This window comes from Streptomyces sp. NPDC021224 (genome assembly GCF_044332905.1).
In the GTDB taxonomy this organism is placed as follows: Bacteria; Actinomycetota; Actinomycetes; order Streptomycetales; family Streptomycetaceae; genus Actinacidiphila.
The window spans coordinates 535,173-556,853 of the sequence record NZ_JBIRPW010000004.1; the positions used below are offsets into that span (position 1 = coordinate 535,173).

At 73.5% G+C, this 21,681-nt stretch carries 14 protein-coding genes; 6 read left to right on the plus strand and 8 right to left on the minus strand.

Features of this window, described 5'->3' with window-relative positions; all coding sequences use genetic code 11:
- Window positions 1-112 precede the first annotated feature (112 nt).
- The 4 genes from ACH4PY_RS14000 to ACH4PY_RS14015 all read right to left on the minus strand — a co-directional run bounded on the left by ACH4PY_RS14000 (window position 113) and on the right by ACH4PY_RS14015 (window position 9,256).
- Window positions 113-4,252 (minus strand): carboxypeptidase regulatory-like domain-containing protein, encoded by a 4,140-nt coding sequence (locus tag ACH4PY_RS14000; RefSeq protein WP_398180608.1) that lies wholly within the window; start codon window positions 4,250-4,252, stop codon window positions 113-115.
- A 168-nt stretch (window positions 4,253-4,420) separates the two neighbouring features.
- Window positions 4,421-5,428 (minus strand): LuxR C-terminal-related transcriptional regulator, encoded by a 1,008-nt coding sequence (locus ACH4PY_RS14005; RefSeq protein ID WP_398180611.1) that lies wholly within the window; start codon window positions 5,426-5,428, stop codon window positions 4,421-4,423.
- A 245-nt stretch (window positions 5,429-5,673) separates the two neighbouring features.
- A complete protein-coding gene (locus tag ACH4PY_RS14010) occupies window positions 5,674-7,371 on the minus strand; it encodes an MFS transporter (RefSeq protein WP_398180614.1) in 1,698 nt (565 codons plus the stop codon).
- 247 nt (window positions 7,372-7,618) lie between these two features.
- Window positions 7,619-9,256 (minus strand): cellulase family glycosylhydrolase, encoded by a 1,638-nt coding sequence (locus tag ACH4PY_RS14015; protein WP_398180887.1) that lies wholly within the window; start codon window positions 9,254-9,256, stop codon window positions 7,619-7,621.
- Window positions 9,257-9,719: 463 nt separating this feature from the next.
- On the opposite strand from ACH4PY_RS14015, the gene ACH4PY_RS14020 reads away from it, so the two are divergent.
- Window positions 9,720-10,100 carry a PPOX class F420-dependent oxidoreductase gene (locus ACH4PY_RS14020; protein ID WP_398180617.1) on the plus strand — a complete coding sequence of 127 codons (381 nt, stop codon included), beginning with the start codon at window positions 9,720-9,722 and terminating at the stop codon, window positions 10,098-10,100.
- Window positions 10,101-10,192: 92 nt separating this feature from the next.
- Entirely contained in the window at window positions 10,193-11,047 is an 855-nt protein-coding gene (locus ACH4PY_RS14025) for a siderophore-interacting protein (RefSeq protein WP_398180621.1), read from the plus strand.
- 93 nt (window positions 11,048-11,140) lie between these two features.
- Here ACH4PY_RS14025 and ACH4PY_RS14030 read toward each other — a convergent pair whose 3' ends face one another.
- The 3 genes from ACH4PY_RS14030 to ACH4PY_RS14040 are packed head-to-tail and all read right to left on the minus strand — an operon-like array spanning window position 11,141 to window position 13,703.
- Window positions 11,141-11,920, minus strand: a complete 780-nt coding sequence (locus ACH4PY_RS14030; RefSeq protein ID WP_398180624.1) for an ABC transporter permease — start codon at window positions 11,918-11,920, stop codon at window positions 11,141-11,143.
- Window positions 11,917-12,957: an ATP-binding cassette domain-containing protein gene (locus ACH4PY_RS14035; protein ID WP_398180627.1), complete on the minus strand. Its 1,041-nt coding sequence runs from the start codon at window positions 12,955-12,957 to the stop codon at window positions 11,917-11,919. The genes ACH4PY_RS14030 and ACH4PY_RS14035 overlap by 4 nt, the downstream gene beginning before the upstream one ends.
- Window positions 12,954-13,703, minus strand: coding sequence for a PadR family transcriptional regulator (locus tag ACH4PY_RS14040; protein WP_398180630.1), 750 nt, complete (start codon window positions 13,701-13,703; stop codon window positions 12,954-12,956). Before ACH4PY_RS14040 ends, ACH4PY_RS14035 begins: the two co-directional genes overlap by 4 nt.
- 291 nt (window positions 13,704-13,994) lie before the next feature.
- Here ACH4PY_RS14040 and ACH4PY_RS14045 point away from each other — a divergent pair, with 291 nt between their 5' ends.
- Window positions 13,995-15,530: an amino acid permease gene (locus ACH4PY_RS14045; protein ID WP_398180633.1), complete on the plus strand. Its 1,536-nt coding sequence runs from the start codon at window positions 13,995-13,997 to the stop codon at window positions 15,528-15,530.
- 276 nt (window positions 15,531-15,806) lie between these two features.
- On the opposite strand, the gene ACH4PY_RS14050 is transcribed toward ACH4PY_RS14045, so the two are convergent.
- The gene (locus tag ACH4PY_RS14050; protein ID WP_398180636.1) at window positions 15,807-16,469 is read right to left on the minus strand and encodes a TetR/AcrR family transcriptional regulator; all 663 of its coding nucleotides are present in this window, start codon (window positions 16,467-16,469) and stop codon (window positions 15,807-15,809) included.
- Window positions 16,470-16,614: 145 nt separating this feature from the next.
- Here ACH4PY_RS14050 and ACH4PY_RS14055 point away from each other — a divergent pair, with 145 nt between their 5' ends.
- The 3 genes from ACH4PY_RS14055 to uca are packed head-to-tail and all read left to right on the plus strand — an operon-like array spanning window position 16,615 to window position 21,604.
- Window positions 16,615-17,418, plus strand: a complete 804-nt coding sequence (locus tag ACH4PY_RS14055) for an urea amidolyase associated protein UAAP1 (protein ID WP_398180639.1) — start codon at window positions 16,615-16,617, stop codon at window positions 17,416-17,418.
- Window positions 17,418-18,044 (plus strand): urea amidolyase associated protein UAAP2, encoded by a 627-nt coding sequence (locus tag ACH4PY_RS14060; RefSeq protein WP_398180643.1) that lies wholly within the window; start codon window positions 17,418-17,420, stop codon window positions 18,042-18,044. Before ACH4PY_RS14055 ends, ACH4PY_RS14060 begins: the two co-directional genes overlap by 1 nt.
- A complete protein-coding gene (gene uca, locus ACH4PY_RS14065) occupies window positions 18,041-21,604 on the plus strand; it encodes an urea carboxylase (RefSeq protein ID WP_398180646.1) in 3,564 nt (1,187 codons plus the stop codon). The genes ACH4PY_RS14060 and uca overlap by 4 nt, the downstream gene beginning before the upstream one ends.
- Window positions 21,605-21,681 lie beyond the last annotated feature (77 nt).

Genomic DNA, 21,681 nt, shown 5'->3' on the forward strand with positions numbered 1-21,681 from the left:
GGGGCCGTGTGCGCCGCGACTGCCGCGCGGCTGCGGCGGGGGGCGCCGGGGGCCCCCGGGGCCCGGGGGGGGGGGGCCCGGGCGGGGCGGGGCCCCACCACGGGTTGCGGGGTCAGTCCTTCAGGAGGGAGAAGTTGCTCGTGGTCGTCGCGCCCTTGGTGATGCGGAGCGTCGTCGTGGTCGGCTGGTAGCCGTCCTTGGCGACGATCAGCTGCAAGGGGTTGTTGCGCACGTCGAGCCAGAGCGAGTAGGTGCCCTCCTTGGTGGTCTTGAGGGTGTAGTGGGTGGCCCAGGTGTTGATCTGGACGGTGGCGCCGGCCAGCGGCGTACCGCCGGAGGACACCGTGCCGGTGATCTTGCCCCAGGTCGCCGGGGGCTTGACGGTGAAGCTCACGCCGACCGCGGGCACCGGGTACGGCGTGTCGCTCGTGACGCCGAGCGAGGCGGTGAGGGTGCCGGGCTGGGTGATCTCGGGCACGGACGCGTCCAGGCCGAGGGTCACCGTGGCACTGGCGCCCGGCGCGAGGGTGAGCGTGGTGGCGCTCTCGGTCAGCCAGTCGACGTCCGCGCTGTCGACCTGGTCGTAGCCGGGCAGCACCTCCGCGTTCTTCGCGGGCACCTGGCCCGCGAGCCCGCCGACGGCGTAGAAGCCGGTGCTGCCGCCGCCGCGGTAGAGCGAGGCGGTGGCGTTCGGCAGCGCCGTCCAGGTGTTGTCGTTCGGCTGGTAGGCCCAGGCCTGGTTGGTCAGCGAGCTGCTGGCGTCGACGGCGCCGCCCTTGATGAGCAGCAGGCCGTTGGCGGCGGTGTAGGAGGTGCCCCACGCGTCGGTGGGCTGGTCGGCGATCGGCGACCAGGAGTCGGCCGCCGGGTCGTAGACGTAGGCGTGCGTGATCTCGCCCGCGTCGGTGGTGCCGCCGGAGCAGTAGAGCTTGCCGCCGACGCCGCCGCAGGCCTCCCAGGCCACCGGCTCGGGGTAGGCCGCGAGCTGCGTCCAGGTGTCGGACGCCGCGTCGTACGCGGTCACGTCGGTGGTGCCGCACGCGGTGCCGGTGCAGCCGCCGACCGAGTAGAGCTTGCCGCCGAGCACCGCGCTGCCCGCGCCGGCGTACGGCTTGGGCGAACTGGCGCCGGTGCTCCAGCTGTTGGCGGCGGGGTCGTAGATCTCCAGCTTGGCGTCCGGGTCGCCGTCGGCGCCCCAGCCGCCCACCGCGTAGAGCTTGTCGCCGATCACACCGTGCGCCGGGGACTCACGGGTGTCGGCCGCGGGGGCCAGCTTGGTCCAGGCGCCGCTGTCCGCGCTGTACGCGTACAGGTCGCTGGTGTCGTTCAGTCCGGTGTAGCCGAACGCCGAGTAGACGGTCCCGTTGTACGTGAAGACCGCGTTGTCGCCCGTGGTGACGGGCAGGTCGGGCAGGGCGTTCCAGGCGTCGCCGGCCGCGGGGTCCACCGCGGGCTCGACGGCCTTGGCACCCGCCGTGTGCTGTCCGGCGAGCGAGTGCGGCGAGTAGCTGCCCTTGACGAGGTTGAGCGGCGCGCCCGCCTTCTGGGCGGTGAAGCCGCCGGGGTTCTCACCGAGCTTGACGGTGGCCGGCGCGGTGCCGGTGTTCTTGACGGTGACGACCTGGGAGGTGCTCTTGCCCCAGGCGACGGTCTTGTCCACCGAGGCGGGCGTGACCTTGATGCGGCCCGCCTTGAGCGTGAGGTCGCGCTGCACGGCGCCGTCGGCCGGCACGGTCACGGTGGCCGTGGCGGTGGCGTAGTGCGACGCGGCCGCGCTCACCGGGTGCTTGCCGGTGGCGTGCGAGAAGAACCAGTAGAAGCCGTCGCCGAGGTTCGGGTCGTTCGGCGTGGCGACCGTGGTGGCGTGGTCGGCCGGGTTGTCGGTGCTGGTGACGGTGGCGCCGGAGACGCCGTCCTTGGTGTTGGCGTCCTTGACGTTGCCGACGACGAGGCCGCCGGGCACCGGGTCGAAGGAGCGCTTGCCGACGAAGACGTTGTCGAGCTGCCACCAGTAGGCCCAGCTGCCGGTGTAGTGGAAGCGCAGCCGGACGTCGCTCTTGCCCGCGTAGTCGCTCAGCGGGATCTCGATGTGCTTGCCGGACACCGACGTGGTGGTCTGCTTCCACACGCTGGTCCAGGTGGTGCCGCCGTCCCCGGAGACGTCCACGCTCGCGGTGGAGCTGGAGTACTCGCGGTAGTCGGTGTCGAAGGCGAGCAGCGGGTCGGTGTTGCCGCTCAGGTCGTACGACGGCGAGAGCAGCGAGGTGTCCTGGTGCAGGCCCTGGCCGAGGTTGTCGCTGTCGATGATCGCGAAGCCGCCCTCGCCGCCGGTGCGGTTGCCGCGCTTGCCGGGGTCGTTGAAGACCCAGCCGCCGGTGGCGCCGTCGGCGTTGGCGACGCTCCAGCCGTCGGGGGCGGCGGTGGTCGAGGTGAAGGGCTCGGTGGCACCGTTCAGGTGGACGGTGTAGCCGGGCGCGTCGGTCGACGAACTCTCCACCGGCACCGCGATGTTGACCGACTGGTCGGCCTCACCGACCGCGACGGCCTTGTCCACCGGCCGGTAGCCCGGGTAGTTGGACGTGACGTGCAGGGTGTACGTGCTGTCCTGCGGCAGCGTCAGCGAGTACGCGCCGGTGGCGGGGTCGGTGTAGACCGCGCTGCCGGGCACGCCCTGGGCGGTGATGGCGGCGTACAGCGGCCAGCCGTGCCCTGAGCCGTCCGTGACGCGGCCGGTGACGGTGCGGGTCGGCACCGCGTCCAGGGCGAACGACTCGGTGACGGTGCCGCCGTCGGCGACCTCGACACCGCTCGCGCTGCCGCTGCGGTAACCGTAGGCGGCGGCCGTCACGTCGTACGTGCCGGGCGCGACGTCCAGCTTGTAGGTGCCGTCCGCGGCGGTGGTGGCCGCGGAGTCGCCGACGGTCACCTTCGCGCCGGCCAGCGGTGCGCCGGTGCCGTGGTCGGTGACGGTGCCGGAGACGACACCGTGCGGGCCGCTGGAGAAGGCGGCCAGGCCGTTGGGCGTGCCGAGACCGGTCGGGCCGTCGTAGCCGGGCCCGGCGGTGCACAGCGCGGCCGGGGTGCAGGAGCCGTTGTCGCCCTCGGTCACGTCGTTGAGCGCGCCCGGGTGGGCGTACGGGTAGGAGTTGGGGTACGTGTCGGCGCCGGGGGTGCCGGCCGCCGCGTACACGCCCGCGATGAGCGGGGAGGAGGCGCTGGTGCCGCCGTAGACCGCCCAGCCGCCGCCACCGAAGGTCTGGTAAACGGAGACGCCGGTCACCGGGTCGGCGACCGCCGCGACGTCGGCCACCGACCGCATGTCGCACGCGGTGTCGGTCTGGAAGGCCGGCTTGGGCTCGTACAGCGAGCAGCCGGATCCCGGGCCGCCGTACGCGTTGTTCCACACCGACTCGCTCCAGCCGCGCGCGCTGCCCGCGTCCGCCGTCAGCGAGGTGCCGCCGACCGAGGTGACGTACTGGGAGGACGCCGGGTAGCTGACGCCGTAGCCGTCGTCACCGCTGGAGGCGACGACCGCGACACCGGGGTGGTTGTAGTACGGGTCCAGGTCCGTGGTCTCCGACGGGTCCTCGCCGCTGCCGGGCGTGGTGTCGTAGCCCGTGCCGTAGGAGTTGGAGACGTACTTGGCGCCGAGCGCGACCGCGGTGTCCACCGAGGCGCCCAGGTCGTCGACGTAGGAGGAGTCCGCCTCGACGAGCAGGATGTGGGCCAGCGGCGCGGCCGCGGACACCATGTCCAGGTCGAGGCTGATCTCGCCGGACCAGTCGGGGTCGGCCGTCGGCAGGTCGTCCCCGCCGCGCTGGCTCACCTTGCTGAAGCAGCCGTTGTCGCTGGTGCACGGCGGCAGCCCGTACTGCGCGCGGTAGACGGCGAGGTCGGCCTCCGCGGTCGGGTCGTCGTAGGCGTCGACGATCGCGACGGTCTGGCCCGCGCCGCCGTCGGCCGGCAGCGCGTACGCGCTCTGCAGGTCGGTGGCGCCGAATCCGGACGGGGTGGCGGCGTGCGGCTGGACGCCCTTCTTGGCGGCGACATCCGTCCTGCGCAACGCCAGACAGGAGGCGTGCCCGGGCTCGGGGGTGTCGCACTGCCGCACGACGTCCGGCTTCTGCGAGGGGGCCGCGGAAGCGGGGGCCGCGGCCGGTATCTGGAGGCCGACGACCGCGAGGGCGGCCGTCGCGAGGGATGCCACCACACCTGCGGTGCGGCGGCTGCGTCTGAGAACGGGTATGCGCAAGGGGGGTCTCCCTGGGGCAGGTGGGACCTCACGCGGCAGGGTGCGTCGCGGGGGTCACGGCCGTTCGGACCGCTGGCGTATACATGTGCCTCAGGTGCACCAAGGATTCGTCAAACGGTTGACGAATACCTGACACCACTTGCCCCGCTGTGCGGAGTCGCATTCCCGTCATCCGGACGGACGCCGTACGTTTCCTTCCCCGTGGCCCTCCGGACGCCCTTCCGGAAAGCCCGCCGGGAGTTCGTCCAGCCAGCCGTTCCGGGCCGCGTGCCACACCAGCTGGACCCGGTTGTCGACGCCCGCCTCGCGCTGCATCGCCGCCACATGGCGCTGCACGGTGCGCACCGCCACCCCCAGCGAGCGGGCCATCGCCGCGTCCGTACTGCCGCTCACCAGCATCCCCAGCACCCGCAACCGCAGGGCGCTGCGCGGCTGCTGGACGTCCGGACGGCGGCCCAGCGGGACACTGCCCGCCCACACCGCGTCGAACAGCGCGGTCAGCGCGCCCAGCAGCGGACCGGCCAGCACCACCAGCAGCACCGGCTCCGGGCCCGCCGCCTCGGGCGGCGGCATCAGGGCGACCTCGGCGTCCACGACCTCCAGCCGGGCCGGCAGCCGCCCCGTCACCCGGCCCGTCGTCAGCGGATCGCCCGGCGGCCCGAACGCGCCCGCCGCCTCCAGCCCCGCCCGTTCGAACACCACCCGGCGCCGCACCCCGGCCGGCACCGCCCCGCGCGGCGCCACCGCCGCGCCCGGCACGAAGGCGGTGATCTCGCGCGCCGCCGCGCCCTGCACCTCCGCGACCCGCCGCCCGATGGCCGCGTGCCCCGCGACGACCTGCACGGCCTCGTCGGCCCGGTACCCCTCGTGGACGCGCTGGTACTCCGCGTCCAGCCGGTCGAGTAACTCCCGTCCCAGCCGCAGCTGTTCCTGCGCGTGCGACAGCAGCGGACGGAAACCGGCGTGCGGCGGTACGGGGTACCACCGCCCGTCGCGGCCCCGGCGGGCCAGGCCACGGGCCGCGAGCTCCCCGCACGCCGCCTGGCCCCGGTCCGCCGACACCGCCATCTGCCGGGCGAGTTCGGCTGCGGCGACGCCCCGGGTGGACACCAGCAGGGAGTAAGCCCGGTCCGCGTCCGGGCTCAACCCCAGGGCCTCAAACGGACGTTCGGTCATGTGGCCGCACAATAGCCTGCCGACGGGCTTGACGCCTTGATTACCTCGCCTCGGTTGACACGGGCGCCCGGCGCCCCCCGGGCTGCCGCATCCGGTGGCCCCGGACCTCGCGCCGAGTGGGTGGCTGGTCGCGCAGTTCCCCGCGCCCCTGGTGTGTTGCCCTGCGCGGCTGACGCGAGCCCCGGACGGGCGCCGGTTCTCCGGGCGAGGCAAGCGTTTTCAGGGGCGCGGGGACTGCGCAGGGATCAGCTCAAGGTGGCGAGTTCCGCCGCGACCGCGGCTTCGTGGGCGCGGGCGTCGTCGCGGGCCCGGCGCGGACTCCAGCGGCCCGACATCAGGAACACGAAGGGCAGGAAGAGCACCTGTCCGCCCACGCAGATCCACCACCAGGTGCGCCACTGCCCGGGGCCGTCGTGCGCGGCCTTCTGGACCTTCGTGCCGTACTGCTGGAGCACCGCGAGCTGCGGCTGTGCCTTCTGGACGACCGCGAGATCGGCGGGCCCGACCTCCTGGACCGCCCGGGCGGTGACGTCCGCGGGCGCCTTGCCCGGCGGGTACTTGCCGAGTTCGGCGAAGATCTGCGGGTGCGCCCGCACGACGGCCAGCGCCGGCCCGCCCTGCGCCTGCGCGGCGGTCACCTGCGGACCGTGCTCGACGAGCGGCGTGACGGAGGTGACCAGCACCGGGATGAGCGCGGAGGAGACGGCGACGACGATCCGTACCGTCCACCCCCACACGGCGAGCCCGGTGGCGGTCGCCGCCGGGTTGTGCTTCTCGACGGTCTCGGTGAAGCCCGCCATCCACGGGCCGTAGGCCACCCCGCTGAAGACGCCGATACCGACGAAGAGCCAGGCGAAGGTGTAGTAGCCGGTTTCCGGATGCGTGGCCCGGGTCGCGAAGAGCGCCGTCACGACGATCGAGCCGACCGCCCCGGCGACCATGAACGGCTTGCGCACCTTGAGCCGGTCCGACAGCAGCCCGACGACGACCAGCGCGATCGCGTTCGCGGCCCAGTACCAGTTGGCGACGGCGTTGGCGCGCTGCTCGCTGTAGCCGTAGGTGGTGGCGAAGAAGACGACGAAGTTGCCGACCGCCGCGAAGTACAGCAGCAGGAAGAGCGCGATGCCGAGCGCCGGTCCGGCGACGGCCGGGCGCAGCATCTGCCGCCACTGGCTGCGGCGGGCGAGCGCGTCCTGGTCGAGGCCCTTGGCGCGGGCCTCGACCAGGGTGCGGTCGCGCAGCGATACCATGATCTGGTCGCGCAGCGCCGGGGAGAGTTCACGCAGCCCGAAGATCGCGACGGCGAAGACGACGAGCCCGGCGATCGCGGAGTAGCGCAGCTCGTCCTGCCAGCTGGAGGTGTCCAGCGTCTGGCTGGTGACGGTGGTGACGACGAGGCTGCCGACGACCGGGCCCATCGTCCACGCGCCCATCGCGGTGGCCCTGCCCAGCTGCGGCGAGAAGTCCCGGATCAGCGCGGGGGTGGCGACCAGCACGATGCCCTCGATGACGCTGACGAGCGCGAAGAGCACCAGGTAGGTGGCCTTGCCGCCGGCGTTGGGCAGTCCGAAGAAGACCAGCAGCGAGGCGACGAGCAGCCCGTAGACGACCATGTTGGCGCGTCCCCAGCGGTCGGCGAGCCCGGCGACGAGCGAGGCGAAGGCGCCCGCGGCGTTGCCGATCACCGAGACCCACACGAAGTAGCGGTAGCTCATGCCGAAGTGCGTGATGATCGACGTCGCCACGGCGTACTGGATGTAGAGCATGTAGTAGAGCACGACGGTGGTGACCACCACGATGGCCAGGTACGCCATGCGCGGCCCGGTCGCCGGGTACGCGGCCAGGTCGCGGCGGTGGAGCCGGTCGAGGAGGGTGCGGGGGCGGGGGTCCGCGGACTGCGGCCCGGGTCTGTCGGCGTCGAACGGTGTCGGGGTGGCGGACATGCGGCTCCTCCAGGGGATGCGGAAACCCGCGCGGAGTGACGGAGTGTGGGCAGAGGCTAGTACCGACCGGTCGGTATGCCTAGGGGTCTGCACGGCTCCGCCGCCGCGACTCGTGGTGCGTCGCGGCGCCCCGCGCCGGGCCGCGCGCCGGACGCGCCCGCGCCCGTGCCCGCAACGGCCACCGGCGGGCCCCCTTACGGGGACCCGCCGGCGGCTTCTTGCCCGGAGGTGGTGCGTCAGCCCTGCGTCAGGAGGCGGTGCAGCTCAGCGCCGGGGAGCCGACCGAGCCGGAGGAGGTGCCCTGGAAGCCGAAGCTCGTGGACGCCGCCGGGGCGATCGCGCCGTTGTAGCTCAGGCTCTTCGCGGTGACCTGCGCGCCGGACTGGGTGATCGTGGCGCTCCAGCCGCTGGTCTCCTGCTGGTTGCCGGGCCACGTCCAGTTGACGGTCCAGCCCGAGGTGGCCGCGGAGCCGGAGTTGGTCACGGTGACGGTGGCGGTGAAGCCGCTGTCCCACTGGTTGTCGACGTGCAGCGTGGCGGTGCAGCCCTTGTTGGTGCTGCCGCCGGTGGTGCCGCTGGTCGTACCGGACGAGGTGCCGGTCGACGTGCCGGTGCTCGTCCCCGTGGAGGTGCCCGTCGACGTACCTGTGCTCGTACCCGACGAGGTGCCCGTCGAGGTGCCGGTGGACGTACCGGTGGAGGTGCCCGAGGAGGTGCCGCCGTTGGTACCGCCCGTGGAGCCGCCGAAGGTCGGGGCCTTGATGGAGGTCAGGTAGCCGTCCTTGACGGTGTCGACGGTCTGCCAGTCGTCCTTGAGGATGCCGCCGGTGTCACCGGAGTCGGGGTTCCACGACCAGAACGTCCAGCTGAAGCTGTCGCCGCCGTTTCCGGAGGTCGGCTTCATGTAGCTGACCAGCGCCTTGAGCCACTGCTGGTCGATCGTCGACTGGAGGGTCGTGCCGAACTCGCCGACCCACACCGGGGCGATGTTCTGCTCGAAGAGGTAGCCCCAGTACTTCGACCACACGGACGGCATGTTGGCCGGGAAGGTCGGGTCGGTGAACCACGTCTGCTGGGCGACGCTGGTGGCGTAGTCGTGGGCGGAGTAGACGACGCGGTTGGCGACGTTCAGCTCGACCGGGTACTGCCCGGCGCCCATCAGGTTGCCGCCCCACCAGCCGGACACGCCGTTGAAGGTCTGGATGCCCTCGACGAAGATCAGCAGGTTGGGGTTGACGCCCAGGATCGCGTTGCCCGCGCGCTCGGCGGCCAGCCGCCAGTCGATCGTGGTGTCGCCGCAGCCCCAGCAGGCCGGGTCGTGCGGCTCGTTGTGCAGGTCGATGCCGACGACGGCGGTGTTGTTCTGGTAACGCGTCGCGAGCGCCTTGAGGTTGGTGATCCAGGTCGACTCGGGAACGCTGCTGGTGTACCAGAGGGCCGACTGCCCGCTGGAGTCCGGACGGTGCCGGTCCAGGATGACCCGCAGGCCCACGGAGCCCGCGTAGTTCACGATCTTGTCCATGATCTGCAGCGGGCTGAGGCCCTGCAGATCGGTGTTCATGTTGTAGAAGGTGATGCTGTTGGCGGTCGCGCCGGCCTTGAAGATGTCGTCGCTGTAGGGCAGCCGGATGGTGTTGTAACCGAGCTGCTTCATCTGGTCGATCATGCTCTTGTAGTCGCGCGACCAGAGGCCGTGCACCACTTCGTTGCTGGTCTCGAAGCCGAACCAGTTGATGCCCGCGATGCGCACCGCCTGGTTGTTCGAGTCCAGGATCTGCCGGCCGCTGGTGTGCCAGTAGCCGCTGCCCGCGTCGGCGGCGGCCGCCGACGGCACCGGGGCGGCGCTGGCGTGACTCTGCCCCGCGATCGACAGCAGGGCGAGCATCGCGGCGGCGACGGCCGCCGCGACGAGCACGCGCAGCCGCCGCAGACTTCTCAGCGGACTCCGGACATCCGGATAGGGAACCACGGTGCGCTTCCTCTCGGTGGGGGGACGGAACGCTTCGGTTCGTGGTGTGGGGGGTTGCGTCTTCAGCCATGGGAGCGCTCCCACCGGCTACAAGGTATGGAAGCGAGGCCACCCGACGGACGTCAAGGGGTCGTACGGCCTTCACCTTCTGAACGCGGAATCTCCGGCGGCGTGCGAGCGGCCTGCTCGCGGGCGGCCGACCGGTGCTCACCGCCCCTCGGGGCGCCGGAAACTGACGCCTGGGGCCGCCGCCGTGTCGGCATGCCGGGGGTCGACGCACGCCGGGCCGATCCGGTCCAGGATGGTGGTACGCCGGGGCCGCCGGGAGCGGTGTCCGGTCACAGGCGCTTCACCGGTCACACGTCAGGAGCCGACTGCCATGCTGAACCCCGATGTCCGCCAGGTGCTCGACGGCACCGCCATCGCGCATCTCGCCACCGTCCTGCCGGACGGCTCGCCGCACACCGTCCCGGTCTGGATCGGGACACACGGGGACCGGATCGTCTTCATCACCGGACCTGACTCGCGCAAGGCCCGCAACCTGCAACGGGACCCGAGGGTCGCGATCTCGCTGACGTCGCCGGACAACCCGTACGAGCCGGTGGTCATCCGCGGGCGGGTCGTGGAGTGGCTGGACGGGGACGCGGGCTGGGCGGTCGTGGACGAGGTGGCGGAGAAGTACACCGGACGGCCGTACGCGCGGGACGCGGAGCGGGTCGCCGCGCTCGTCGAGCCCGAGCGGCAGAAGGTGGGGATCTGAGTCCGGGCGGCGGAAGATCCGGGTGGGGCACGGACGGCCTCACGGGTTAGGCTTGCCTAAGTAGCACGATCTCCGGCAGAGAGCGGGTTTCCATGGCAGAGCGACCGGCACCCAAGGGCCGGCGGGCACGGCACGCCACGGTGGTGCGGACCGGCAGGGTCACGCCGCGGATGGTGCGCGTGGTGCTGGCCGTCGATCCCGCCGACCGGCCCGACATCGGCGCCTTCACCGACCACTACGTCAAGCTGGTGTTCCCGCCCGAGGGCGTGGCGTACCCGCGGCCGCTGGACATGGAGGCGGTACGCCGCGACCTGCCGCGCGAGCAGTGGCCCCGGACCCGGACGTACACCGTGCGGGCCTGGGATCCGGAGGCCGGCGAGATGACCGTGGACTTCGTGCACCACGGCGACGAGGGCCTCGCGGGGCCCTGGGCGGCGGCCACCCGGCCCGGCGACGGCATCGACTTCATGGGCCCCGGCGGCGCCTACTCCCCCGACCCGACGGCCGACTGGCATCTGCTGGCGGGCGACGAGAGCGCGCTGCCGGCCATCGCGGCGGCCGTCGAGGCACTGCCGCCGGGCGCGCCCGCGAAGGTCTTCGTCGAGGTGGCCGGCCCGGAGGAGGAGCAGAAGCTGGAGGGCTCCGGTTCCGGCGACATCGAGGTGGTCTGGCTGCACCGCGGCGGGCGGCCGGTCGGCGAGGCGCTGGTCGCCGCCGTCACCCGGATGGCGGTGCCCGAGGGCGACGTGCAGGTCTTCGTGCACGGCGAGGCGGGCTTCGTGAAGGAGCTGCGCCGCTTCGTCCGGGTGGACCTGGGCGTCCCGCGCGAGCGGCTGTCGGTCTCCGGCTACTGGCGGCGCGGCGCGGACGAGGACGGCTGGCAGTCGTCCAAGCGGGAGTGGAACGCCGAGGTGGAGCGCGAGCAGGAGTCGGACGGCCGCCCGTAGCGGCTTCGACGGAACGTACGGGCGCCGGCCTCGGCGGAACGTGTGGGCGCGTCCGGTCGGCCGACCGGGCGCGCCCACACGCGTCCCCCGGTCTCAGACCGAGCGCTGGTAGGAGCGGAAGGTGCGGGTGGACAGCCACACCGCCGCCACCGCGAGGGCGAGCAGCGCACCGCCCCGGCCGAGAACCACGTCCCAGTCGGGGTGCTGCGCCATCGCCGAACGGCCCGCGACCAAGGCCCAGTTGACGGGGTTGGCGTCGGCGACGTGCCGCATCCAGGACGGCATCAGCGCGGGCGCCATGAACGCCGAGGACAGGAAGGTCAGCGGCAGCAGCAGGAAGGAGTTGATGCCGATGATGCTCTCGCGCTGCCGCACCAGCATGCCGACCGCGTTGGACGCGGCACCGAACACCGTGCCGAGCAGCACCGAGGCGGCCAGCAGCACCAGCAGTCCGGCCGCGCCGCCCGGGTAGTCGGCCCCGCCGAGCTTGCCGAGCAGGACGATCAGCACCGACTGCAGGGCCGTGGTCAGGGCCTGCTGCACGACGTTGGCGTTCATCAGCGCCGCCCGGCTGACCGGTGTGGTCAGGTAGCGGTTGAGGGTGCCGCGCTCGATCTCCTCCAACGTGCCCATCCCGGCCCACATGTTGGAGGACACCGCGCTCATCACGACGACGCCGGGCACCAGGTAGTCCAGGTAGGACCCGCCGCCGAAGCCGGGCAGCTCGACGACCCTGCGGAAGAGGGAGCCGAACAGGAAGAGCCAGATGACCGGTTGGACGAGCGTGATGACCAGGACGACCGGCTGCCGCATGATCGCCGTGAGGTGGCGCCGCGTCATGTACCAGGTCTGGTAGGCGGTTTCGGTGCTCATGCGGCCTTCTCCCCCGTGTCCGTCGCGCCTGTTGCCCTGGTGACGTCGTCCTTCGGACGGCCGCCCGCGTCGGCGTCGGCGAACCGCCGTCCCGCGTACCGCAGATAGACGTCGTCGAGCGAGGGACGGGCCACCGTGACGGAGGCGACCGTCGCGCCCTGCTGCTCCAGCGCGGCCAGCACCTGCGGTACGGCGGCGGGTCCGTCGTCGGCGCGGGCGCTCAGCCGCCGGCCCTCGACCGTCACGTCGCGGACCGCGGTGAACTCCCCGAGCGCGGTGGCCAGCAGCCGGGCGTCCACCTCGCCGGGCGCGCCGCGCAGTTCCACATGGACGGCGTCGCCGCGCAGTTCGCCCTTCAGCGCGTCGGGGGTGCCCTCGGCGACGACCCGGCCGCGGTCGACGATCGCGATGCGCTCGGCGAGCCGGTCGGCCTCCTCCAGGTAGTGCGTGGTGAGCAGGATCGTGAGGCCCTCGTCACCGGCCAGCCGGGCTATCTCCTCCCACATCGCGCCGCGCGCCTCCGGGTCCAGCCCGGTTGTCGGCTCGTCGAGGAAGAGCACCCGCGGGCGGTGGACGAGGCCGAGCGCCACGTCCAGCCGGCGCTGCATGCCGCCGGAGTACGTCCGCACCTGGCGCCCGCCGGCCTCCACGAGGTCGAAGCGGTCGAGGAGTTCGTCGGCGCGGCGGGCGAGGGCGGGGCCGCGCATGCCGTACAGCCGCCCCTGGAGCAGCAGGTTCTCCCGCCCGGTGGCGACCGGGTCGGCGCCGGACCTCTGGGCGACGACGCCGATGGCGCGCCGCACCCGGTCCGGGTGGCGCAGCGCGTCGTGCCCGGCGACCAGGGCGGTGCCGGAGTCCGGGCGGGCGAGCGTGGTGAGGATCTTGACGGTGGTGGACTTGCCGGCGCCGTTGGGGCCGAGCAGTCCGAAGACGGTGCCCGCGGCGACGGTGACGCCCATGCCGTCGAGGGCGGTCACCCCGCCGGGGTAGGTCTTGGTGAGCCCGGCCGCCTCGACGGCGGGCGCTGCGGTGGTCATGAGGGGGTGTCCTCCGGGTCGTCGGTCGTGGGGCGGGGCGGTGCGGCGGGGGCGGCGCCGGGTGCTCCAGCCGCGCCCGCGTCGGCCTCGGCCTCCGCGTCGCGGTACTGCTCTTCGAAGCGCTGCCAGTCCTCCGGCGGGGCGCCCGTGTCGTGCCAGGCGCGCCATTCGTCCAGGCCGGACAGCCGGCCCGCGGCCACCTCGGCGAGCAGCTCACGGATCCAGGCGGCCTCGGCCTCGCGCATACGGGCCTGGTACTCGGTCTCGATCAGGAACAGCCGCGGCAGCTCGGCGCCCAGCTTGACCAGCACCCCGCGCAGCGCGGCGGCCTGCACCTCCTGCGCCGCGGCGCGCTCGGCCAGCAGTTCGGCGGCGTCGTCCGGGTGCAGGGCGCCGATGAGGGAGAGCGCGGCCTCGAAGCCGGGGTACTCCTGCGCGGGCACCGCGACGAGGTCCGCGAGCCAGTCGTGGGCCTCGGTGCGGCCCTCCTCGGTGAGGCCGTAGAGCGTCCGCTCGGGCCGGTTGCCCTGCCGCTGGACTCCCGCGACCTCGACGAAGCCGTGCTTCTCCAGGTTCTGGACCACCGTGTAGAGGGAGCCGTAGTTGATCTTGATGCTGGATTCCTTGCCGCGCTGCCGCAGCAGCCTGGCGATCTCGTACGGGTGCATCGGCCGCTCGCCGAGAAACACCATGACCGCCAGCGCCAGCGGGTTGGACAGCTTGCGCCGTTTCGCCACCGCGTTCATCCCCGTCACTGCTCGTTGCCCGTTGCCGTATATCCGGCGCCGAATATATCGCGTCCGACAGTCGCGAGCAAGGCGATGTATCGCGAATTTCGGAGCAGCGTACAGCGCGCGTAGCCGCCCACCGCCGGGCGGGAGAGGGCCTGCGGTGGGCGGCCCCGCGACCGGACGGCGGCGCGTGAGGACTTCGGCCCGCGACGGACACGGATGCGTGATGCGGCGGAAACACCCCGTGCCTAATTTCTGTCGCTCGACAGGAACACCGGACGACACCACCCGACAGGGGGCCCGGCCATGACCACCAGCAGACCGCCCGCCGTCCAGGCGCGGCCGCCGCAGGACCCGCGGCCGGCCGCACCCGCCGCCACCGGTCCGGGCGGCGACACCGCCGGGCTCGCGGACTTCGGCTACCGCCAGGAACTGCACCGCAGCCTCGGCCGCTACGCGTCCTTCGCCGCCGGCTTCTCCTTCATCTCCGTCCTGACCACCGTCTTCCAGTTCTTCGCCTTCGGGTACTCCTTCGGCGGCCCGCGCTTCTTCTGGACCTGGCCCGCCGTCCTGATCGGCCAGCTGCTCGTCGCCGCGTGCTTCGCCGAACTCGCCGCCCGCTACCCGATCTCCGGCGCCGTCTACCAGTGGTCGAGCCGGCTCAGCAACGCCGTCTTCGGCTGGTACGCGGGCTGGATCATGGTGCTCGGGCAGATCGTGGTCGTCGCCGCGGCCGCGCTCGCCCTCCAGGTGGTGCTGCCGGCCGTCTGGTCCGGCTTCCAGATCATCGGCACGGACACCTCACCGGTGTCGTCGGACGGCGCGGCGAACGCGGCCCTGCTCGGCATCGTCCTGCTCGCGCTCACCACCGCGGTCAACCTGCTGGACAACAAGGTCATGTCGGTGGTCAACCGGGTCGGCGTCACCGCCGAGATCGTCGGCGCGGTGCTCATCGTCGTTCTGCTGCTCACGCACGCCGACCGCTCGCCGTCCGTCACCGTGCACAGCGGGGGCGGCGGATCCGCCCTGCTGGTCGGGTCGTTCGCGGCCGCGTACGTGATGATCGGCTTCGACAGCGCGGGCGAGATGAGCGAGGAGACCCGGCATCCCCGGCGGGTAGCGCCGCGCACCATCCTCACCGCGCTCGCCGCGGCCGGGGTGCTCGCCTCCCTGCTGGTCCTCGCCGCGCTGCTCGCCGCGCCCAGCCTCACCGACGGGCGGCTCGGCACGGACGGGCTGTCCTACGTCCTCACCAGCCGGCTCGGCGGCGGACTCGGGCGTGTCCTGCTGTGCGACGTGGCACTCGCGGTGGCCGTCGCCACGCTGGCCATCCAGACGTCCGCGACCCGCATGCTCTTCTCCATGGCGCGGGACCGGGCACTGCCCCTCTCCCCCGCGCTCGCCCGGGTCTCCCCGCGCACCGGGCAGCCCGCCGTGCCCGCACTCGTCGTCGGCGTCCTCTCCGCCGCGCTGCTGCTCATCGCGTTCGCGTCGCCGGACGCGTGGCTGGCGATCGGGACGACGTGCATCGTCATGCTGTACCTGGCGTACTCGATGGTGACCGGCCCGCAACTGCTGCGGCGACTGCGGGCGCCGCTCCCGCCGGTGACGGACGAGTCCGGCGCCCCCGCGTTCTCGCTCGGCCGCTGGGGCGTCCCGGTCAACGCCGCGGCCCTCGTGTACGGCCTCGCGATGACCGTGAACCTCGCGTGGCCGCGCCCCGCCGTCTACGACCCGTCGGGCGGCCACTGGTACTTCCGCTGGTTCACCCTGCTCTTCCTCGCCGCCGCGCTCGCGCTGGGCGCGGCCTTCCGCCTCTTCCGCCGCGTCTCCGCTTCTTGAGCCGAGGCCGCTCCGGGCTGCCTCTTACGGTGGGCCTCGCGCTCTTCCCGCCGTCGTGGCTCGTCGCGCAGTTCCCCGCGCCCCTGACAAACGAGTGCCCTCGCACGGAGCCTGAGGGAGAACTGCGCGCTTGGCCCCCACCGGGGGAAGGTCGCGACACCTGCCCCGAGGGGCACCCCGGAGCGAAAGGGGCGCGGGGAACTGCGCGCGCAACCCCCACCGGGGGAAGGTCGCGGTGCCCGCCGCGAGGGGCAGGACGGGGCGTACCCGGCAAGCTCAGGGGCAGCCGGAGACGCAGCCGGCGAGGCGTAGCGCGGCGTCCGCCGTGGCGGCGGGAAAGTCGGCGGCCGCGCGGGCGCGGGGTGCGAGGATCACGCCCTCGATCAGGGCGAAGAGCAGGTCCGCGCGCAGGGCGAGGTCGTCCGGGGGAAGGGCGGCGCCCGCCGCGGTCGCGGCCAGCAGGGCCGCGTAGGCCCCCCGCAGCCGGCCCCGCGCGGAGCGGAACGCGGCGAACCGTTCGTCGCGTACCTCGGGCAGCAGGTAGAGGGCGCCGAGGTTGTGGGGCCCGGCGCACAGCAGCTCGACGTCTGCGCGGCACAGTTCCCACAGCCGCCGCTCGGCGGGGCGTTCCCGGTCGGCCAGCAGGGATTCGGCGAGGGCGAGGGACGGCGTGACCGTGCCCTCCAGCAGTTCCGCGAGCAGCTCTTCCTTGCCGCTGACGTAGTGGTACATGGTCGCCTGCCGCATGCCGGCCCGTTCGGCGACGGCCCGTGTGGTGGTGGCGGTGTAGCCGCGGGTCGTGAAGAGTTCGCCCGCTGCGGCGAGCAGTTCCTGCCGCGGGGTGAGCCCGCTGTCGGGGCGGGCCTGTGCGCGGGGCCGCCCGACGCGCCTCCCGCGTCCGCCCGTGCTGCCGCCGGCACCCGGCTCCGTACCACTCACGCCGCGATCGTCGCACAGGCGCGGGCCTCCCCCCGTACCGGGCGGGTGCGGTGAGGAGCCGGTAACCCGGGTGCAACGCGCGGGCAATCGCGCGGAATCCGCCCCCACCTAATTTCTGTCGCACGACAGAAACTGGAGGTGCGGCGTGGCGGCAGGGGCGACAGGGACGACGTACGGCGCGCGGGACCACGCGCGGGCGCAGCAGGGCCGGCGCACGGCGGCGATGCCGCTGGTGCCCGCGCCGGACGGGCTGGTGTGGGCGGAGACCGTCGCGGGCGGCAACTACACGCACAAGGCGCTGGCCCGCGGCACCGAGCTGCGGCTCGCCGACCCGACCGGCACCGCGTGCGCGCACGTGCTGCTCTTCGTCACCGGCAGCCCGTGGGAGCGGCTGAACGTCGCCGACACGGTGAAGGTGCAGTGGAACGCCTACCTCGGTGCGGGCCGGCTGCTGCTGTCCGACCAGGGCCGGGTGCTGGCCTCCCTCGTGGCCGACACCAGCGGGCGGCACGACACGCTGTGCGGTACGTCCACGGCGGTGCGCAACACCGCGCGCTACGGGGACGGTTCGCCGCAGGGCGGCACCCCGGCGGGGCGGGAGCTGTTCACACTGGCCGCCGCCAAGCAGGGGCTGGAGCCGCGCGATCTGCCGCCGTCGCTGTCGTTCTTCCAGGGCGTGCGCGTCGACGCCGACGGATCACTGGAGTTCACCGGTTCCGCGGGCCCCGGCACGGCGGTGACGCTGCGCGCGGAGATGCCGCTGACGGTGCTGCTGGCCAACGTGCCGCATCCGCTGGACCCCCATCCGTCGTACGTGTGCGGCCCGTTGGAGGTCACCGCCCGGCCGGGGCGGCCGACCGGGCCGGGCGATCCGCTGTGGGACGACACCCCGGAGGGCCGCCGCGCCTTCCAGAACACCGCCGACCACCTGACCGCGAAGGGGCTGTGATGACCTCGGCAACCTCCACGACGACCGCCACCGTCGCCGCCCGCGCACCCTGGTCCGCGGTGGTGCCCGCGGGCGGGCTGCTGACGATCACCGACCTGCACGGCAACCAGGCGGTGGACTTCCTGGTCTACGACGCCGCCGACACCGCGATCCGCTACAGCGCCCCGGACACCCTCCAGGCGCAGGGCGGCATCTTCCTGACCACCGGCAGCGTCCTGATGTCCAACGAGCACACCCCGCTGATGACGGTCACGGCCGACAGCTGCGGCGGGCACGACACGATCGCCGGGGCCTGCTCGAAGGAGTCCAACACCCTGCGCTACGGCCACCACACCTGGTCGCAGCACGCCTGCGCCGACAACTTCCTGGCCGAGGGCGCCCGTTGGGGCCTCGGCAAACGCGACCTGGTCAGCAACGTCAACTGGTACATGAACGTCCCCGTCGAGGACGACGGCACCCTCGGCATCGTCGACGGCCGCTCGGCCGCGGGGCTCGCCGTCACCCTGCGGGCCGAGCGCGACGTGCTGGTGCTGGTCTCCAACTGCCCGCAGATCAACAACCCCTGCAACGGCTTCGACCCGACACCGGTACGGATGACGGTCACCGCACCGGAGGCGGCCCGATGAGCTTCGACACCCTGCTGGTCGCCAACCGCGGCGAGATCGCCGCCCGGGTACTGCGCACCGCGCGCCGCACGGGCCTGCGGACCGTCGCGGTCTTCTCCGACCCGGACCGCGGCGCCCCGCACGTCCACCTCGCCGACACCGCCGTACGGTTGGGGCCCGCGCCCGCCAAGGAGAGCTACCTCGACGCGGACGCCGTGCTCGCCGCCGCGCGCGAGAGCGGGGCGGGCGCGGTGCACCCCGGTTACGGATTCCTGTCCGAGGACGCGGACTTCGCGCGCCGCTGCGAGGCCGCCGGACTCGTCTTCGTCGGACCCGAACCACGGCACCTGGAGGTCTTCGGCGCCAAGCACACCGCACGGGCCGCCGCCCAGGCGGCCGGTGTGCCCCTGCTCCCGGGTACGGGACTGCTGCCGGACCTGGACGCCGCGCTCGCCGCCGCCGGGGACCTCGGCTACCCGGTGATGCTCAAGGCCACCGGCGGCGGGGGCGGCATCGGCATGCGGGCCTGCCGCACCCCCGCCGAACTGGCCGCCGCCTGGGAGCCGGTGGAGCGCGCCGCGGCGGCGGGCTTCTCCTCCGCCGGGCTCTTCCTGGAGCGCCTGGTCGAACGCGCCCGGCACGTCGAGGTGCAGGTCTTCGGCGACGGCCGCGGCGGGGTCACGGTGCTCGGCGACCGCGACTGCTCCCTCCAGCGGCGCCACCAGAAGGTGCTCGAAGAGGCCCCGGCGCCCGGCCTGCCCGCCGCGCTGCGCGAGCAACTGGCCGAGAGCGCCCGCGCGTTGTGCGCCTCGGTCGGCTACCGCTCGGCCGGGACGGTGGAGTTCGTGTACGACGCGGCACGCGAGGAGGCGTACTTCCTGGAGGTCAACACCCGCCTCCAGGTGGAGCACCCGGTGACCGAGGAGACCTACGGCGTCGACCTCGTGGAGTGGATGCTGCGGCTGGCCCGTGACGGCGAGGCGCCCGGCGCGGCGCCCCGGCCGTCCGGCCACGCGGTGGAGGCGCGCGTCTACGCCGAGGACCCGGCACGCGGCCACCGGCCCAGCGCCGGGGTGCTCACCCGGGTGGAATTCCCGCCGGACGTACGGGTCGACACCTGGGTCGCGACCGGCACCGAGGTCACGACCGCCTACGACCCGATGCTCGCCAAGGTGATCGCGTACGGGGCCGACCGGGAGGCGGCGCTCGCGAAGCTCGCGGACGCGCTCGCGGCCACCCGTGTCGACGGCGTCGAGACCAACCTCGGCCTGCTGCGGGCCGCGCTCGCCGAACCCGCGCTGCGGGCCGCCACGCACCACACCGCGACGCTGGAGGACGTCACCGACCCCACCCGGCGGATCGACGTCGTACGCGCCGGGACCCTCACCACCGTCCAGGACTGGCCGGGCCGCACCGGGCTGTGGCACGTCGGGGTGCCGCCGTGCGGGCCGATGGACGACCTGTCCTTCCGGCTCGGCAACACCGCGCTGGGCAACGGCGAAGGCGCCGCCGGGCTCGAATGCACCCTCCAGGGACCGGCGTTGCGCTTCAGCCACACCACCACCGTGTGCGTCACGGGCGCACCCGCACCCGTGACGGTGGACGGCGAGCCGGTGCCGCAGTGGGAGCCGGTCACCGTACCGGCCGGCGGCCTGCTGGACGTCGGCGCGCCCCACGAGGCGGGCCTGCGCACCTACGTGCTGCTTGCCGGGGGGCTCGACGTGCCGCCGTACCTCGGCAGCGCCGCGACGTTCACCCTCGGCCGCTTCGGCGGGCACGGCGGGCGGGCGCTGCGCACCGCCGACGTCCTGCACGGCGGCGCCGCCACCGCGGACGGCACGCCCGTGGTGCCCGCGCGGCGCCCCGCGATCGGCACCACGTGGGAGATCGGCGCGGTCGAAGGGCCGCACGCGGCACCGGAGTTCTTCACCGAGCAGGACATCGCCGACTTCTACGCGGCCGACTGGAGCGTGCACTTCAACTCCGCGCGCACCGGGGTACGGCTCGTCGGCCCCAAGCCGCGCTGGGCACGCACCGACGGCGGCGAGGCGGGCCTGCACCCGTCCAACATCCACGACACGCCCTACGCCGTCGGCGCCGTCGACTTCACCGGCGACATGCCCGTACTGCTCGGGCCCGACGGACCCTCGCTCGGCGGCTTCGTCTGCCCCGCCACCGTGGTCACCGGGCAGCGCTGGAAGCTCGGCCAGCTGCGGCCCGGCGACACGGTGCGGTTCGTGCCCGTCACCGAGGACGCGGCCGCGGGGCTGCGGGCCGCACCCGCTGCGGCCCCCGTCGCGTGCCGCCCGGTGCTCGGCGACGGCGGTGTCCTCGGCCGCGCCGAGCCCGGCGACGGCGGCCCCGCCGTCACGTACCGGCGCAGCGGCGACGACAACCTGCTCGTCGAGTACGGGCCCATGCAGCTGGACCTCGCCCTGCGCATGCGGGTGCACGCGCTCGCCGAACACCTCACCGCGCGGCGGCTGCCCGGGGTCGTCGACCTCACGCCCGGTATCCGCTCGCTCCAGATCCACGTCGATCCCGACGTCCTGCCCACCGGCAAACTCCTCGACCTCGTCCGCGAGGCCGAGGAGCAACTCCCCGCCACCGAACACCTGGTGGTGCCCAGCCGCACCGTCCACCTGCCGCTGTCCTGGGACGACCCCGCGACGCGCGAGGCCATCTCCCGCTACATGGCGGGCGTCCGCGACGACGCGCCCTGGTGCCCGTGGAACATCGAGTTCATCCGGCGGGTCAACGGACTCGACTCCGTCGACGACGTCTACCGCACCGTCTTCGACGCCGAATACCTGGTGCTCGGCCTCGGCGACGTCTACCTCGGCGCCCCCGTCGCCACACCCCTCGACCCGCGGCACCGCCTCGTCACCACCAAGTACAACCCGGCACGCACCTGGACCGCGGAGAACTCCGTCGGCATCGGCGGGGCCTACCTGTGCGTCTACGGCATGGAAGGGCCCGGCGGCTACCAGTTCGTCGGCCGTACGGTCCAGGTCTGGTCCGGACGCGACGCGGCGGCGGGCACCGCCGAACCGTGGCTGCTGCGCTTCTTCGACCGCATCCGGTGGTATCCCGTCGAGGCCGACGAACTCCTCGACCTGCGGGCCGACATGGCGGCCGGACGGCTGCGACTGCGGGTGGAGGAGGGCGAGTTCGCGCTCGCCGAGCACCAGCGCTTCCTCGCGGAGAACGCCGAGTCCATCGCGGGCTTCCGCGCCCGGCAGGGCGCCGCCTTCGCGGCCGAGCGGGCCGCGTGGGAGGCCGCGGGCGAATTCGCGCGGGCCGACTCCGCGGGGGCGGCTCCCGCCGCCGGGCTCGCGGAGGAGGTCGAGGTGCCGCCGGGCGGCAGCGTCGTCGAGGCGGAGTTCGCGGCGGGGGTGTGGCGGGTCGCCGTCCGCGAGGGCGACTGCGTCGCGGCGGGGCAGCACCTTGTCACGCTGGAGGCGATGAAGATGGAGTCCCCGATGGCGGCGCCGGTCGCGGGCCGCGTGGCGGCGGTCCACGTCACCCCGGGCGACCAGGTCTCCCCCGGCACACCTTTGCTGACGCTGGCCCCTCTGTGACGCCTCGGCCATCCGCCTGGGGACACCGCCCCCTGGATCGTGGCCCCCGGGCCGGCCCCAGCCCTCCGGGCTGCCCC

Bases quoted from the DNA above. Each gene is read 5' to 3' on its own strand.
- ACH4PY_RS14005 (WP_398180611.1), bottom strand. From the start codon at position 5,428: ATGACCGAACGTCCGTTTGAGGCCCTGGGGTTGAGCCCGGACGCGGAC.
- ACH4PY_RS14010 (WP_398180614.1), bottom strand. From the start codon at position 7,371: ATGTCCGCCACCCCGACACCGTTCGACGCCGACAGACCCGGGCCGCAG.
- ACH4PY_RS14015 (WP_398180887.1), bottom strand. From the start codon at position 9,256: ATGCTCGCCCTGCTGTCGATCGCGGGGCAGAGTCACGCCAGCGCCGCC.
- ACH4PY_RS14020 (WP_398180617.1), top strand. From the start codon at position 9,720: ATGCTGAACCCCGATGTCCGCCAGGTGCTCGACGGCACCGCCATCGCG.
- ACH4PY_RS14025 (WP_398180621.1), top strand. From the start codon at position 10,193: ATGGCAGAGCGACCGGCACCCAAGGGCCGGCGGGCACGGCACGCCACG.
- ACH4PY_RS14030 (WP_398180624.1), bottom strand. From the start codon at position 11,920: ATGAGCACCGAAACCGCCTACCAGACCTGGTACATGACGCGGCGCCAC.
- ACH4PY_RS14035 (WP_398180627.1), bottom strand. From the start codon at position 12,957: ATGACCACCGCAGCGCCCGCCGTCGAGGCGGCCGGGCTCACCAAGACC.
- ACH4PY_RS14040 (WP_398180630.1), bottom strand. From the start codon at position 13,703: ATGAACGCGGTGGCGAAACGGCGCAAGCTGTCCAACCCGCTGGCGCTG.
- ACH4PY_RS14045 (WP_398180633.1), top strand. From the start codon at position 13,995: ATGACCACCAGCAGACCGCCCGCCGTCCAGGCGCGGCCGCCGCAGGAC.
- ACH4PY_RS14060 (WP_398180643.1), top strand. From the start codon at position 17,418: ATGACCTCGGCAACCTCCACGACGACCGCCACCGTCGCCGCCCGCGCA.
- uca (WP_398180646.1), top strand. From the start codon at position 18,041: ATGAGCTTCGACACCCTGCTGGTCGCCAACCGCGGCGAGATCGCCGCC.